11 protein-coding genes and 1 other annotated feature are annotated in these 16,386 nt (G+C 31.9%); of the genes, 4 read left to right on the top strand and 7 right to left on the bottom strand.

What is annotated here, in order from left to right; all coding sequences use genetic code 11:
* Positions 1 to 32: 32 nt before the first annotated feature.
* From BR66_RS0116145 to thrC, 4 genes are read left to right on the top strand one after another with little or no spacing between them, the layout of a single operon-like run.
* Positions 33 to 476 carry an ACT domain-containing protein gene (locus BR66_RS0116145; RefSeq protein ID WP_026883817.1) on the top strand — a complete coding sequence of 148 codons (444 nt, stop codon included), beginning with the start codon at positions 33 to 35 and terminating at the stop codon, positions 474 to 476.
* Positions 477 to 480: 4 nt separating this feature from the next.
* Positions 481 to 1,374 (top strand): homoserine kinase, encoded by an 894-nt coding sequence (gene thrB, locus BR66_RS0116140; RefSeq protein WP_026883816.1) that lies wholly within the window; start codon positions 481 to 483, stop codon positions 1,372 to 1,374.
* 40 nt (positions 1,375 to 1,414) lie between these two features.
* The gene (locus BR66_RS0116135) at positions 1,415 to 2,704 is read left to right on the top strand and encodes a homoserine dehydrogenase (RefSeq protein ID WP_026883815.1); all 1,290 of its coding nucleotides are present in this window, start codon (positions 1,415 to 1,417) and stop codon (positions 2,702 to 2,704) included.
* 20 nt (positions 2,705 to 2,724) lie between these two features.
* Positions 2,725 to 4,212 (top strand): threonine synthase, encoded by a 1,488-nt coding sequence (gene thrC, locus BR66_RS0116130; protein ID WP_026883814.1) that lies wholly within the window; start codon positions 2,725 to 2,727, stop codon positions 4,210 to 4,212.
* A 59-nt stretch (positions 4,213 to 4,271) separates the two neighbouring features.
* Here the strand turns inward: thrC and BR66_RS0116125 are convergent, their stop codons facing one another.
* The 7 genes from BR66_RS0116125 to BR66_RS0116090 all read right to left on the bottom strand — a co-directional run bounded on the left by BR66_RS0116125 (position 4,272) and on the right by BR66_RS0116090 (position 16,108).
* A complete protein-coding gene (locus tag BR66_RS0116125; protein ID WP_026883813.1) occupies positions 4,272 to 5,966 on the bottom strand; it encodes a methyl-accepting chemotaxis protein in 1,695 nt (564 codons plus the stop codon).
* 235 nt (positions 5,967 to 6,201) lie between these two features.
* Positions 6,202 to 6,843: a lactate utilization protein gene (locus tag BR66_RS0116120; RefSeq protein ID WP_026883812.1), complete on the bottom strand. Its 642-nt coding sequence runs from the start codon at positions 6,841 to 6,843 to the stop codon at positions 6,202 to 6,204.
* 148 nt (positions 6,844 to 6,991) lie between these two features.
* Positions 6,992 to 7,528 carry a DUF1003 domain-containing protein gene (locus tag BR66_RS24115; protein ID WP_035796468.1) on the bottom strand — a complete coding sequence of 179 codons (537 nt, stop codon included), beginning with the start codon at positions 7,526 to 7,528 and terminating at the stop codon, positions 6,992 to 6,994.
* Between the two features lie 46 nt (positions 7,529 to 7,574).
* A complete protein-coding gene (locus BR66_RS0116110; RefSeq protein ID WP_026883811.1) occupies positions 7,575 to 9,404 on the bottom strand; it encodes an ABC transporter ATP-binding protein in 1,830 nt (609 codons plus the stop codon).
* A gap of 60 nt (positions 9,405 to 9,464) precedes the next feature.
* On the bottom strand, positions 9,465 to 11,258 hold the full coding sequence (locus tag BR66_RS0116105) for an ABC transporter ATP-binding protein (protein ID WP_026883810.1): 1,794 nt from the start codon (positions 11,256 to 11,258) through the stop codon (positions 9,465 to 9,467).
* 517 nt (positions 11,259 to 11,775) lie between these two features.
* Positions 11,776 to 13,212 carry a proline--tRNA ligase gene (gene proS / locus BR66_RS0116095; protein ID WP_026883809.1) on the bottom strand — a complete coding sequence of 479 codons (1,437 nt, stop codon included), beginning with the start codon at positions 13,210 to 13,212 and terminating at the stop codon, positions 11,776 to 11,778.
* A gap of 63 nt (positions 13,213 to 13,275) precedes the next feature.
* Positions 13,276 to 13,482: a binding site (T-box leader), on the bottom strand.
* A 211-nt stretch (positions 13,483 to 13,693) separates the two neighbouring features.
* Entirely contained in the window at positions 13,694 to 16,108 is a 2,415-nt protein-coding gene (locus BR66_RS0116090; protein WP_026883808.1) for a beta-glucosidase family protein, read from the bottom strand.
* Positions 16,109 to 16,386: the final 278 nt, after the last annotated feature.

The following is a 16,386-nucleotide window of genomic DNA, read 5'->3' as shown; positions in this document are numbered from 1 at the left end:
GTGTACGTTTTTTAATGGAAGGTGATATAAATATGGAAAATAAATATCTATTAGTTGATACAAAAGTTTTACCAGATATATTTAAAAAAGTAATCCTGGTTAAAGATCTTTTAAATACAAAAAAAGCCCACGATATAACTGAAGCAGTAAGATTTGTTGGAATAAGTAGAAGTGCTTATTACAAATATAGAGATTCTGTATTTACAGTTTCTGAATCTGGGAAAAGCAATAAAGTTACAATGTGCCTACTTCTTGGCCATAAATCTGGCACACTTTCAAGAATACTGGATATAATGGCTGATAATCATGCTAATATCCTTACAATAAATCAAGACATACCTATAAACAATGCTGCAAATGTTACAATAACCTTTGATATATTTAATTTAATAATTGAATTTGAAGATTTACTTCAAAATATAAAAAATACTGAAAATGTAATTAAACTTGACTTAATTGCAATGGATAGGGGATGAATTTATGATAAAAATCAAAGTTCCAGCAAGTACTGCTAACATTGGTGCTGGATTTGACTGTTTTGGACTTGCTCTCAAACTTTACAACGAATTTGAATTTGATGAAATTGAAAGTGATGGCCTAATCTTTTTACAAAATGGTAAGCCATCCTCAATAGCAATAGAGGATAATCTTATTTATTTCAGCATGTTAGAAGCTTTTAAGAAATACAATTTTAAACACAAGGGTTTTTATATAAATGTTATAAACTCTGATGTTCCCCTTTCAAGAGGTCTAGGCAGTAGTGCTACTTGCATAGCTGCTGGAATTAATGCAGCAAATTATTTTATGAATAAAATAATGACGGAGCAGGAAATCATAAATCTAGCTACCAAAATCGAAGGACATCCTGATAATGTTGTCCCAGCTTTAATTGGTGGATTTAATATATCTTTAGTTGAAAATAATAATGTTGTTTACTCTAAAATCAATCTTCCTGAAGATTTATTGTTTGTGGCTTTAATTCCAAACTTTCAAATGAGTACTGAAAGCAGTAGAAAGATTTTACCTGAAAATTATAGTAAAAGTGATTGTGTATTTAACATTTCAAGAGCTGCTATGCTTATTTCTTCACTATATAAAAAAGATTTTTCAAACCTAAGAACAAGTTTACAGGATAAGATACATCAACCTTTTAGAGGACCTGCTATAAAAGATATGGACTTGATTTTTGATAAATCCAAAGAATTTAATGCTCTAGGGGAATTTATAAGTGGTTCCGGATCAACTCTTATGATTATTATAGATAAACACAATAGTGAATTTTATAACAAAATGGATGCTTTTTTAAAAACCACAAGTGCCTGTTGGAAAATGAAAATTTTAGAACCCGATATATGTGGTGCCATAATTGTATAATAAAATTATCAAAAGCATATGATTTTGAGGAGGAATATTAATGAATAAAATAGAAATCGCATTACTTGGGCTTGGTAATGTAGGTAAAGGTGTTTGGCACATTTTCCAAAATAATAAAGAAGAAATAACAAGGCGTTCAGGCTATGACATTGAAATAACAAAAATACTTGTAAATGATATTAGTAAAGAAAGAGGCATAGACATACCTGTTGGGGTATTAACTACTGATATTGAAGAAATACTAAGTAATGACAACATTAAAATTGTTGTTGAGTTATTAGGTGGAGTCCATCCTGCAAAGGACTATATGTTAAGTGCAATAGAAAACTCCAAACATGTAGTTACTGCAAACAAGCAAGTTATCGCTCTTGAAGGTACTGAACTATTAGATGCGGCACGAAAAAATGGCGTACTGCTTTATTATGAAGGAAGCGTTGCTGGTGGAATCCCAATATTAAAAGGCATCGAAGAAAGCCTTACAGCAAATAAGATTCAAGAAATTGTAGGCATAGTGAATGGAACTACTAATTACATTTTAACTAAAATGTCACTGGAAAATATGGATTTTGATGTTGCACTAAAACAAGCTCAGGATAAAGGCTTTGCTGAAGCCGATCCAACATCTGACGTTGAAGCCTATGATGCTGTATATAAACTGGCAATATTAACATCTTTATCCTTTGGAATAAACGTTGATGTAAAAGATATTTATAGAGAAGGTATTTCTAATATAAGTTCTTTAGATATAAAGTATGCTAAAGAGTTTGGATATACTATTAAGCTGCTAGCTATAGCTAAGGAGAACAACGGTTCCCTAGAACTTAGAGTACATCCTACAATGATACCAATAGCACATCCCCTTGCAAATGTAAATGACTCATTTAATGCAATTTTGATAAAAGGTAATGCTGTAGGTGATTTAATGTTCTACGGACAAGGTGCTGGTTCACTTCCTACAGGAAGCGCTGTTGTCAGCGATATTATTTCAATATTAAGAAATGATATGACACTTCGCTCAATTTCAACTGTAGAAAACAAAGCTGCCTCTAAGCTTATCCTTAATCAACAAGCTTATAAATCTCAATACTATCTAAGATTTTCAGTAAAAGATATGAGCGGTGTTTTAGGAGAAATTTCTTCAATTTGGGGTAAAAATAACGTAAGCATATCTTCTATAATTCAGAAAGATGAAAAACAAGGTATTGTTACACTTATTATTGTAACCCACGATGCTATTGAGGGGGATATAAATAAATCAGTGGCAGAAATAGAGCATCTTGATAGTGTTTACAACATTGATAACCTTATACGCGTTGAAAAATTGAATTAATAAATAAAGGGGTGTCTACTTTGAATCAATTAATGTATAAAAGCACTAGAGGTAGTGCTAAAGAAGTTACGTCTTCAGAAGCAATACTTAACGGAATAGCAGAAGATGGTGGATTATATGTGCCTTCCTTTATTCCATCAATTGATTTTGATATTGACGAATTATCAAAACTTGATTATAAATCTTTGGCCTATTTAGTTATGAGCAAATTTTTCACTGATTTTACAGAAGAAGAACTAAAATCATGTATAAACAAGGCCTATGACCATAAATTTACCACAGAAGAAATTACCCCTGTAAAAAAAACAGGAGATAACTATTTCCTTCAGCTATATTATGGCCCAACACTAGCATTTAAGGATGTAGCACTATCAATTCTTCCTCATCTTTTAAAAACCTCTATAAAAAAGCAAGGAATTAATAAAAACGTATTAATTCTTACTGCTACCTCTGGAGATACTGGTAAAGCTGCTCTAGAAGGCTTTAATAATATAGATGGAATAGATATTATCATCTTTTATCCTGTGGAGGGTGTTAGTGCTATCCAAAAGCTTCAAATGGTTACTCATAATGGCGAAAACACTCATGTAATTGCCATTAAAGGCAATTTTGATGATGCTCAAACTGCTGTAAAAAATATATTTACAGATAAGGCTGTTCAAAAAACCTTAGATGAAAAAGGATATATGTTCTCATCTGCAAATTCAATAAATATAGGAAGACTTATTCCACAAATAGTATATTATTTTTATTCTTATCTTAGCCTTTACAAAAATGGTGAAATTACCAAAGGTGAAAAGATAAATATAGCTGTTCCCACTGGTAATTTTGGTGATATACTAGCTGGTTACTTTGCTAAAAACATGGGCGTTCCAATTGATAAACTAATATGTGCTTCCAATGAGAACAAGGTACTGTATGATTTTATTACCACTGGTATATATAATAAAAAAAGAGACTTTTATATTACTAATTCTCCATCCATGGATATAATAGTATCAAGTAACCTTGAACGACTACTTTACTTTATTAGCGGTAAAGATTCAACTAAGGTAAGTGAATTTATGAATGCTTTAACCTCCAGTGGTGAATATGAAATCACACCGTACATGAAAAACAACCTAGGTGATTTTTACGGTGGATACGCTTCTGAAGCGGAGACAAACCATGCTATAAAACACATCTATGACAATAACGAAGAGATAATAGACACTCATACCGCTGTGGCATATTCTGTATATAAAAAGTATAAAGATGATACAAAAGATTCAACAAAAACAATTATTCTTTCAACAGCAAGTCCATATAAATTTCCCAAATCAGTTATGGTTGCAATTGATGAAAAATATTCGCATTTTGATGAATTTAAGCTTACAGAAGAAATGGATAAACTTTCTGATTATAAAATACCTGCTTCAATTAAAGACATAGACAAAAAAAAGATTGTTCATACTAAAGTATGTGAAAAATCTGAAATCAAAGATGTAATCTTAGACCTGGTTAAATGAAATCTAAAATAAAAAAAAGTTGATGAAAAATGATTAAAACCATTTTGCATCAACTTTTTTTATATCTTAAATTGATTTACGTAGTCGTTTAATTTCTTTGATGCAACTTTAGCATCTTTTGTATGCGTAGTCACTAAATTTCCCATATCCACTATGTTATTAGTCTTCAGTGCAATATTAGTAGTACCATCAGCGCCCTCAGTAGCTGCAGCAGTAACTTGTTCTATAGCTTCCACCATATTACTCATGGATACTTTAAGACCATTGGCAGTTGAACTAAATTCCGTCACAATTTCATCTATTTTATCGGCATCTTTACTGTAGCCATCACCAGTTGCCACAAACATGTCATAATCACTAATAACTTGTTTATCCACAAAATCAAGTATTTCATTTGAACTAACCACTAAGTTATCCACTGATTCCAAAACAGTTTTTGTAACTTGTTGAATTTGTATTACAGTATTTTCTGAATCTTCAGCAAGTTTTCTGATTTCATCTGCAACAACTGCAAATCCTTTTCCAGCTTCCCCAGCCCGTGCTGCTTCAATGGCAGCATTTAATGAAAGTAAATTAGTTTGTGATGTTATCTGAAGTATTGAATCTGACAACACTTTAATTTCTTCAATTCCCTTAGATTTTTCAATTGCAGCCTTAAGTTTATTCTGTGAATTTGAAAACATTTCATTAGCATTTTGTCTGGATATTTCAAAACTATCTTTCAATTCATTTGCTTTTCCACTTATTTTTTTTGCTACAACTGATCCATCCATAGCCTTATTTGCAATATTTTCAGCCACATGTCCTATTTCTGTTGAAGTAGCATTCATTTCTTCCATTGATGCCGCTGTTTGCTCCATCCCTGCTGAAATCTCTTGAGTTGTTGCTGATACATCTTCAATATTCTGTGTCAACTTAGAAATACTCTCATTAGAAGAATCTAGTGTTCCATCTAAATTATTAGCTTCCTCAATTACGGTTTTTATAATGCCCCTAACTTCCGCTTGCATTTTAGAAGCAGATTTTGCCATATCGCCAACTTCATCTTTAAGATTTAAATGTTCCTTAGTTATTTCCTGTGTAAAGTCTCCATTTGCCATATAACTTAGCTGTTTACTTATATAATTTACTGTGTTTACAATTTTTGTGCTTATATAAAATGAAATAAGTATGCCAATTGCTAGCATAAATAATATAATTAGTCCTATAACAATCATTATTTGAAATATTTCATTTTGTACAGTTGAATAATCTATGCCAACAAACCACATACCAATTACATTGTTACTGCTATCCTTCAATGGAATATAATATCCTAAAGCCTTCTTGTTTAATATAGTGACTTGTGCTCCATAATCATTTCCATTTTTAATTACAGCAGTTACTACAGGTAAAGAAGCTTTAGTTCCTATAGCACGATTTCCAGTAGTATTGAGTATATTAGTTGAAATTCTTGTGTCATTCATGAATAGGGTTACATAAAATCCTGTGGTATTTTTAACATAATCAGGTATTTCATAATTATTATTTATTAATTTATCACCTTTATAAAGCTTGTTATCTTTTAATTGCCATTGTCCTTTGTACTTTACGTTTAGATATGAATATCCTAATTCAGCACTAGCCTTTACATTTGAGGTAAAGTTAGCATTTACAACGGTATCAACTTTATAATAAATAACTAATGATATAATTAATGCAAAAATAATTAAGATTGAAGAAAACGACGTTACAATCTTTTGTCTCAGCCCCATATATACTACCCTCTTTCGCACTATTTTCTTATTGAAATAATTATATCATTATTATGAATTCTTCACTACAAAAACTTACATTTAAATCATTTTAATTGCTATATTCGACAATATTTTCTTGTGTTCAATATACAAATTAAAATCTTTAGAAATAAACAGGGGTATAAGTAGATTTCTACAAACAAATCTACTTATACCCCTGAAATTTTGCAACTTAGCTTGTCACTTGTCGCTCTTAGTATCCAAGTTTTTTATCAATAAATATTACTTTTATTCTTCCCTTTATAGGCTGTCTCTTGATTAAAGTATATTCATTACAAATTCTCTCTTCACTGCTACAATCCATACAATATCCAACCTTAGCACAGGGAGTTTTCCTATTAAGCCTTTTGGCATTAGCCGGAGCTGAGTATTCTTGATTTCTCTTAATTGCTGCATCTAAATCCTTAACAATTTTATCGGTACTAACAACTACAATAACTTTATCTGGACCATAAATCATAGCTGCTACTCTATTCCCAGTACCATCTACATTGTATAATTCTCCATTTTCCGTAATTGCGTTACTGCTTGCAAAATAGCTATCTGCAAAAAAACTTTTTCTGTATACTTCCTTCAACTCTTCTCCACTTATATCATCTTTATACCTGTCCAAAAAATTGAAGTTTCCATTTTTCAAGTAATCAATTACTCCAGTTTCAAAAAGAGTCATTGAACCTCCTACAGCAACAGTTTCTCCCTCCTTGGTAAATTCAGATATCTTCTTTATTAATTCATTTTCATCCTGAACATAATATGCTTCCATATTATGTTTTTCAAGGTTTTCCATTGTTCTTTCTAGTTTTTTATCTTTTAACCATTTAATATTTTCATCCATAAAATTATATTGGGAATCGCTATCATACTATCTGCAATCCCAAATTCCCCCTTTCGTACTTTTTATTTTAGGAAAACTTAATAAGGCATCTGACACAAAATAAACTAGCATACTGACTAGTTATTTTTTTGAAGATGCCTTATTAATATTATAACTCTTTATCAATTTTTTTTAATAATAATTCTATATTTTTTTTATTTTCGTCCTGTTGTTCAATCAGTGCATCCAGCTTCTTGTGTAAATCTTCTATTATAATTTCTGATTTTAAATTCACTAGATAATCATTTGAAGCAGTTAATCTATCTTTCTCGGCCTGCCGATTTTGTGACATCATAATTATAGGTGCCTGCAATGCTGCAAGGCATGACAATACTAAATTTAACAATATAAATGGATATACATCAAATGCTTTTTGGGACAATAGAATGGTATTGGACGTAATCCATACTATAATTATTACTACAAAGCCTATAATAAAAGTCCAACTACCACCAAAAGACGCAATGTTATCAGCAGCCTTTTGTCCAAGTGATACATTTTTATTTTGAACTTCATTTATGTTTTTTGATACCTTACCATTAATCAGCTCATGTATCAAATCCTCGTCAATACTAGAATTACTTAAATCCTTGTCATTATCTAATATTTTTTTTACTAATTGTTCTTTACTAATTAATTCGTCCATACGTATCCACCTTCCTTTTAATACTCATTTTATCATATTAATTAGCTTAGGATGCATTTATACTTTCCATTTCTTTTTCCTCTAGGCGTTGGTTTGTATAAAGCTTGTAGTAATATCCTTTCATTTTCATAAGCTGTTTGTGATCTCCACTTTCATAAATTTTGCCTTGCTTTATAACAAGAATTTTATCTGCAGAAACTATGGTTGAAAGTCTATGAGCAACTACAAAACTGGTTCTATCTGACAAAATCTTTTCTATAGCATTTTGTATTATCCTTTCATTTTCCGTATCGATTGAAGAAGTTGCTTCATCTAGAACGAAGATAGCTGGATTACCAACAATAGCTCTTGCGAAGGAAATAAGCTGTTTTTGTCCAGTTGAAAGGCTTCCTCCACCTTCACCTACTTCCAAATCGTAACCTTTTTCATTTTCAATTATAAACTGGTGGGCATTAACAAGTTTAGCTGCCCTCTCTATCTCTTCATTTGTAGCGTCAAGTTTACCGTATTTTATATTATCTTTTATTGTACCGCGAAAAAGATGTGGGCTTTGAAGTACATATCCAATATTAGATTGTAACCATAAAAGAGAACGTTCTCTGTAATCTTTACCATCGATCAAAATTTCCCCACTTGTTGGTTCGTAGAATCTGCATAATAAATTTACAATTGTACTTTTACCTGAGCCAGTTTCCCCAACTAGAGCTATAGTATCTCCTTTTTTAACTTTTAGATTAAAATCTTCAAATACCTTCTCACCATTTTTATAGGAGAAATATAGATTATTAAATTCAATATCTCCATTTATTTTTTCCCAGTTTTCCTTCTTTGGATTAAATAAATCTCCATATATTTTCACTACCTGTTCTTTATCCCATATATCTGGTTTAGTCTCCACAAGTGATATTATCCTCTCCGCAGAAGCCTGTGCCTGTTGAATTTCTGCTATGGTTCCAGCAAGCTGACTTACAGGATCAAAGAACTGAACTGTATAGGATATAAACATTACAAAAGTACCATAAGATAGCCCATGTAACATAACACTATTACCACCAAACCATATGGCAAAACCTGTTCCTATACTCCCCATGGATATTACTATGGGAAGAAATAAAGCAGAGAATATACCTGCCCTTACAGATGAGTGTCTCATTTTATCTGCATCATACTTAAATTCATTTAAATTTTCATCTTCTCGAACTAAAGTTTTTGTTGTTTTTGCTCCAGCTACTTCTTCATTAAAGTCTGAGGTAAGCTGAGAATTTAATTTTCTTACACTCCTATATGCTTTCAATATTTTCTTTTGAAAAAACATTCCTATTATAAATAGTGGTGGAACAACACACATACTTATAAGGGTTAATTTAACATTATAAAAAAGCATTATTCCAATAAAACCTATCATCATTACAATAGCCCAAACCATATCAATAAGTCCCCAAGAAATCACCTCACTTAGCCTTGCAACATCCGAAGTCATTCTTGACATTAGCCAACCTACAGATGAATTATCATAATATGAAAAAGATAACTCCTGTAATTTCTTAAATCCCATTTTTCGTATATGATAAGCAAGTTCTGTTTCAATTTTACCTGCCTGCCTTATGAATATTTTTACATTTATAGCTTGAACAGCTACTATGGAAAAAAACACTAAAGCAAAAGTTTTAAGAGTCTCAGTTGTATGTTTTTCCACAAGATTATCTATAGCATATTTCGTTAATAAAGGCATTATGGAATCAATTCCTGCAACTATTACCATTAGAAACGCGAGAAATATTAATGAATTTTTAAATTCCGAAAGATATTTAAAAAGTTTTCTCCATATACCTAAATTTAATTTTTCCGTAACCTTTTCTTCCTTTATCCTAGACATTTATTTTCACCTCTTTATTTTAGGCATCTTCAAATTCTGTACTTGTTCTTTTAACATGCCTTATGCAAAATTTTCTTCAGATTCTGTATCTGAAGCATTTTGTATTTCCCATATTCTTTTGTATATTCCCTGTTTCTTTATAAGCTCCTCATGTTTTCCAATAGCCTCAATCTTTCCATGATTTAATACTATTATTTTATCTGCATCTATAACGGTAGATATCCTATGCGCTATTATAAATGTTGTAACATTTTCACTTTTTTCTTCAAGTTTTTCTCTGATAATCTTATCAGTTTCTGCGTCAACTGCACTTAAAGAGTCGTCAAAAATCAGTATAGGAAATTCGTTTATAAGCGTTCTTGCTATAGCCACTCTCTGCCTCTGCCCTCCAGATAAAGTTACACCTTTTTCTCCAACTGTGGTATCATAGCCACTATTAAATGAAGTTATAACCTGATGAACCGCTGCCATGGAAGCAGCACTTACAATTTCACTATCTTGGGCATCAAGTTTTGATATTTTAATATTATCTTTTATTGTTCTTGAATATAAAAAAGGTTCTTGAAGTACAATACCAATTTTGCTCCTTATCCATTTTCTCGAGATATCTGAAAGTTCTACACCGTCAACTTTTATAGAACCACTTTTATAATCATATAGTCGTAATAATAGGTGGACAAGTGATGATTTTCCAGAACCTGTAGGCCCTACCACCGCTATATTTTCCCCTTTTTTAACTGTAAAACTAATATGCTGAAGTACATTTTGATTTTTCTCATATTCAAATGAAACATCTTCAAATGAAATTTCCCCTTGAATATCAGACTTTAATCCCTCTCCTTCATCCTTTTCTATCTCTTCGTCCAAAATATTGGCTACTCGTTTAAGTGAAACAGTCATTTTTCCCATATCTGAAAGTATTCTGCCTAGCTGCCTTACTGGCCATAGGAGCATTCCCTCATAAGTATTAAAAACCACAAGAGTTCCAAGACTTATATCCCCTCTAACTGCATAATAAATTCCAAATATAAGTACTAATCCAATTTGAACTGTACATAAAAAGTCAGAAGTTGCCCAATAGGTGGATAAAATATTGGCCACTTTGAAACTCAAATCTTTATATTTTTTATTTTCTTTATCAAACTTTTCAATTTCGTATTGTTCTCGTCCAAATGCCTTTACAACCCTTACCCCTGAAAGATTTTGCTCAAGTATTGATGTAAGAGCACCTTCTTGGTCATCAGCTTTTTGAAATGTATTCCTAACACTATTGAAAAATATAAAAGATGCTAAAAGTATTATTGGAACAGTTACCATAGATATAATCGTCATTTTTAAATTAAGCGATAACATCATAAAAAGCGATATAGCCACTATAAAAACGGCCCTTCCTATTTCAACCATTTGTACTGAAAAAAACTTTCTTATAGTTTCAACATCAGAAGTGCATCTTTGAATTAAATCTCCTGATTCCGCATTTACATGGTATTTATATGGAAGATTTTGAATATGGTCATATAACTTTACTCTTGTATTTCTTGCTATATTCTCAGAAGCCTTAGTGGCAAGCTTTCCTTTAAGATAAAGAAAAATACCTCTTAGACTTGTTAGTGCCACAAGGCATAAAGCACATATCCATAAATTTGACCTAAGAAAACCTCTACCACCAATTTTAGTTATAAAATTTTCTAAAACCTTTGGAACACTCATAGGACTTTTCCCTATAATTGAATCAATTGTAATTTTAATAACCATAGGTTCTAACAATGATATATATGTTGCTATACCAATGGCTAGTATTGCTAAGACATATAGTAACCTATTTCCTTTGGTAAGTTCTAAAAGCTTTTTCATTTATTTTGTCTCCCCCTTTAATGTTTATTTTTTTTAGTTTTGCTACCCATAAAAGATAAAAAAATAACTCCTCATATTAATATAATTTTCTTTTTTGTTCATTTTAAACAACTCCCTCTAAGAATTTTGTATATAAAAAAAGCCATAGGCATTATCCTACAGCTTCTTTATAGCGGAATCATTTCATTACAAATATTCCCATGAAATGAGTATAAAAAAGCCATAGGTATACAACCTATGGCTAGCTTTACATTAATAAAGTACTCTAAAAAGAATCAGCCAGGTCGTATATAATTATTAGTTTATTTGCATAAAAAGCAATGCCACTAAGTGTTCTGTTAACTAAAAAGTTTTTCATTATTTACGACCTCCTTTTTTATTTTACAATATTTATTATACTATATATAATTTAACATTGCAACAAAAATATTCTTTATTAAGACACTATGACACAAAAGTTCTCGTGATCAATGACTTTCTATTTTCTAAGTTGTGCCTTATTATTTTTTCAACATGCCTAATATGCTCTTCCCCAATAAACCATTTCCTTAGCTTTTTTACCGCAACAAACACAAGTGTCCGTTATTTCTTCTTGCTCAAATGGTATGCATCTTGAACTAGCTCCTGTTTCTTCCTTTATCTTTTCCTCGCATGCCCTATCTCCACACCACATAGCCTTAACAAATCCAGTTTTGTTTTCAACTATATCTTTAAATTCTTCCATAGTCCTAGCGCTGCTAGTTTTTTCTTCTAAAGACTTCTTTGCGGCTTCATACATAGCATTGTGCATATCTTCTAGAAGTTCTGGTATTTTTGTTTCAAGTTCGTCCATGGATACAAAAAGTTTTTCTCTAGTATCTCTTCTTACAAGTACAACCTGATTTTTTTCAATGTCTTTTGGTCCTACTTCAAGTCTTATTGGAACTCCCTTCATTTCATATTCGCTAAATTTCCAACCTGGCATTTTATCACTTATATCTACCTTAACCCTAGCTATTTTAGCTAATCTATCCTTAAGTTCATTTGCCTTATCTATTACACCCTCTTTATGCTGTGCTATTGGAACTATAATAACTTGGATTGGCGCAACTCTTGGTGGTAATTTTAAGCCTTCATTATCTCCATGAACCATTATTATAGCACCAAGTATACGAGTACTCATCCCCCATGAAGTTTGGTTAACATACTCAAGTTTGCCTTCTTTATTTGAAAACTGTATTCCAAATGCCTTTGAAAAATTTTGTCCGAAGAAATGTGATGTACCTGATTGAAGTGCTTTTCCATCATGCATTAAGGCTTCAATTGTGTAAGTAGCTTCAGCACCTGCAAATTTTTCTTTTTCTGTTTTTCTTCCCTTTATAACTGGTAATGCAAGTAGGTCTTTACACACATCTACATATATATTAAGCATTCTTTTTGTCTCTGCTTCTGCTTCCTCTTTGCTAGAGTGTATTGTATGTCCTTCCTGCCATAGAAACTCTGAAGTTCTTAGGAATGGTCTTGTGGTTTTTTCCATTCTCACAACGGAACACCATTGATTATATAACTTAGGCAAATCCTTATAAGATTGAACTATTTTTGCAAAATGTTCACAAAATAATGTTTCGGAAGTTGGCCTAATACATAATTTTTCTGTTAAATCTTCATCTCCACTTTTAGTTACCCATGCAACTTCAGGAGCGAAACCTTCAACATGATCTTTTTCCTTTTGAAGTAAACTTTCTGGAATAAGCATTGGCATATATACATTTTCATGATCGGTTTCCTTAAATTTCTTGTCTAAAGTACTCTGTATATTTTCCCATATTGCATAGGAATAAGGCCTAAAAATTATACACCCTTTAACACTTGTATAATCAGCAAGCTCTGCTTTTTTTACAATATCTGTGTACCACTGTGCAAAATCATCCTCCATTGAAGTTATTTGTTCTACAAGCTTTTCTTTTTTTCCCATTTTAAATTCCTCCTTATATATATGTACAAATAAAACAAAACAAAAAAAAGCCTTCAATCCCTACAAAGGGACCAAGGTTATCTCGGCGGTACCACCCTAATTAATATAATTAATTAAAAATACTCACTTAAGCTTTAACGGAATAACCGCTGCACTTTTAAATGCAGAACTCAAAGGTAGGTTCAAAATGGTCTTTTAGGAAGCTTTCACCCAGCACTCCCTCTCTTTTAAAAGATTTACATCTCTACTAATCCTTATCAACGTTTTTATATCATCAAACTTTTTTTAATTATAAAATACTTACTTGTATTTGTCAACCACACACACATAAAAATGCAGTGACAAGTGGCAAGTTGATGAAGATTTTTTTTACTAAAGTAAAAACTAATCTATTAAAATAAATTAGTTTGTTGATTCTTTTCTTTGTCCATTTTGCCCTAAGGCAAAATTTCCTTAACTTGTCACTTGTCACTCTTAATTTTTAACTTTTTTTGCCCTTAGCCATCTTACTTTTCTCTTTTATCAAATGATTCAACCCTTTAAAGAAATGACCATTTACTATCATCAAGATACCGTCAAGCATTTTCATATTTAAGGCACCACCTGTCATCCTGGCAATTCCTCTAAATGGCAAATGATATATAGACATCATGATAATATTAGCAGTACTTCTCTTTCCTATTTTTCTTAAAAACCAATGTAAGAAAACTATTATACGAAATACAAGTTTTGCAAATAGTCCTTTTGCATACTGGCACTGTGCAATAGTATCGTTATAACCAAGTGGTTTTGTTCTATCCCATGTGGATACTGGCACTTTACATCCAATCAAATTTTCAAATTCTTCTGTGCCAACATTGTTTACTTTTCCTGAATAATAAGATGGAAGTTTGTCTTTATCATAGGGAAGTTGTGCTCCCGTACCTTCCATAAAAATAGTATCCACTAATCTGATATCGTCACTTGATGCACCGATCATAATTTTATATTCTGCTGCCTCTATTTCCCATTTATTTGTTTTTACGTTAAAATAGCGGAATGTCTTATCGTCAAAAGGTATTGTTACAGTTTTCGATTCACCCGCATTTATAAATATCTTAACAAATCCCTTTAATTCCTTTTGGGGTCTGAAAACCTCTTCTGATCTACATCCTACGTACATCTGTGCAATCTCCATTCCCGCTATATTTCCAGAATTTAATAATTTGAAAATTACCCCTTCCTTGTTAACTTCAATATCTGAGTACTCGAAAGTTGTATAACTGAGTCCATATCCAAAAGGAAAAAGAACATCTATATCTGCTGTATCATAATAGCGATAGCCAATATAAATACCTTCTCTATATTCTACGCTAACTTCCTTATCCTGAAAATTATAAAATGATGGAGTATCCTCATAATGAATAGGATAAGTTTCTGCAAGTTTTCCTGAAGGATTCACATCACCAGACAAAACTCTTAATATAGCTCTTGCTCCTGCCTGCCCGCCTAAATATCCATGTAATAATCCTTTTACCTTATCAATCCATGGCATTTCTACTGCGGAGCCACAAGAAAGAATCGCCACAACATTAGGATTAACTTTTTGCAAAGCGTTTAATAGATCTATTTGATTCTCTGGAATTTTCATGCTTTTTCTGTCCATTCCTTCAACTTCAGTGACTTCATCAAGACCAATATATAAAAGAATTACATCTGCTTGTTTTGCAAGTTCACATGCCCTATCTATTTTTTTCTTACTTTTCTTTCCATAACGTTCAAAACCTGATTCATATCCAATACTGACAATTCCTGATTCATCAAAACAATCTAATGTGTGATCTAAAATTGTGGGATTTACAATAGATGATCCTGCACCCTGATACCGTGCCTCTTTTGCAAAATCTCCAATTACAGCAACTTTTTTATCATATTTAAGTGGTAATATATTCTCTTCATTTTTAAGAAGCACTATGGACTCTTCTGCAACTTTCTGTGTCACTCTGTGATGCTTTTCCACATCAAACTCCATATGTGGTTTCTTATATACTTCCTCTGTTGTAAGAATAAGTTCAAGTAATCTGTCTACACAATCGTCTAATACTTGTTCTTTAATTTTTCCACTTTTAATTGCCTGAATAATTTCTTCATCTGTCTCACCTGCAGTTGTAGGCATTTCTAGTTCATTACCCGCAACAAGTCCTGCTATACGATCATTGCTTCCTCCCCAATCCGTTATAACACAACCTTTATAATTCCATTCCTCGCGTAGTATATCTTGCATCAAATGCATGTTTTCATTGGTGTAGGTACCGTTGAGCATATTATAGGAAGACATTATTGCCTTAGTCTTACCTTCCTTAACTGCAATTTCAAATGCAGTTAGATAGATTTCCCTAAGAGTTCTTTCATCGACTATAGTATCAATAGCCATACGTCTCTCTTCCTTATTATTTACACAAAAATGCTTCACACAAGCTGAAATTCCATGTGACTGAATTCCTCTAATATAGCCTGCAGCCATTTTACCTGCAAGATATGGATCTTCACTGAAATACTCAAAGTTTATTCCGCATAAAGGATTTCTCTTCATATTAATTCCAGGTCCAAGAACTACATTAACTTTCTGTGCAATTGCCTCTTCACCAAGATACTCTCCTATTTTTTCTCCCATTTCTTCATTCCAACTATTTGCTACAGTGGCAGCTGTTGGAAAACATGTGGCTGGAATACCCTCATTAAGTCCCAGCTGATCCGCCGCTACAGCCTGTTTTCTAATTCCATGGGGTCCATCTGAAAGAAAAATACTATTGACTCCAAGACGTTCTATATCCTTGGTTTGCCAAAAATCTTTTCCTGACATTAAAGACGCTTTCTCTTCTAAAGTCATTTTTTTAATTAGGTCTTTATGTATCATCTTATATTCCTCTTTTTGTATTTTGCCGCGTTACCTAAAAAACAAGTCCCACCCAAACACTTTTAGTATAATTTATCTATCCAAGCAAATAAAACTATTTAGAACTATTATAATTGAAAACAACTGTATCATCAAGCAATGCATATCATTATTTTAAATTATATGACAAAAAATACCTCTTTCGGCTTTATTTGTAGACTTAATTTCACCAAATAAGAGGTACTTTGTTTAAACTTGTGAATGATTTATATATGCATTAACAGCTACCAAATCGTTAC

The organism is Clostridium akagii DSM 12554 (genome assembly GCF_000686725.1).
GTDB classification, from domain to species: Bacteria; Bacillota; Clostridia; order Clostridiales; family Clostridiaceae; genus Clostridium_I; species Clostridium_I akagii.
The sequence above is the reverse complement of the archived record's forward strand: the minus strand, read 5'-3'. Positions and strand labels throughout refer to the sequence as shown.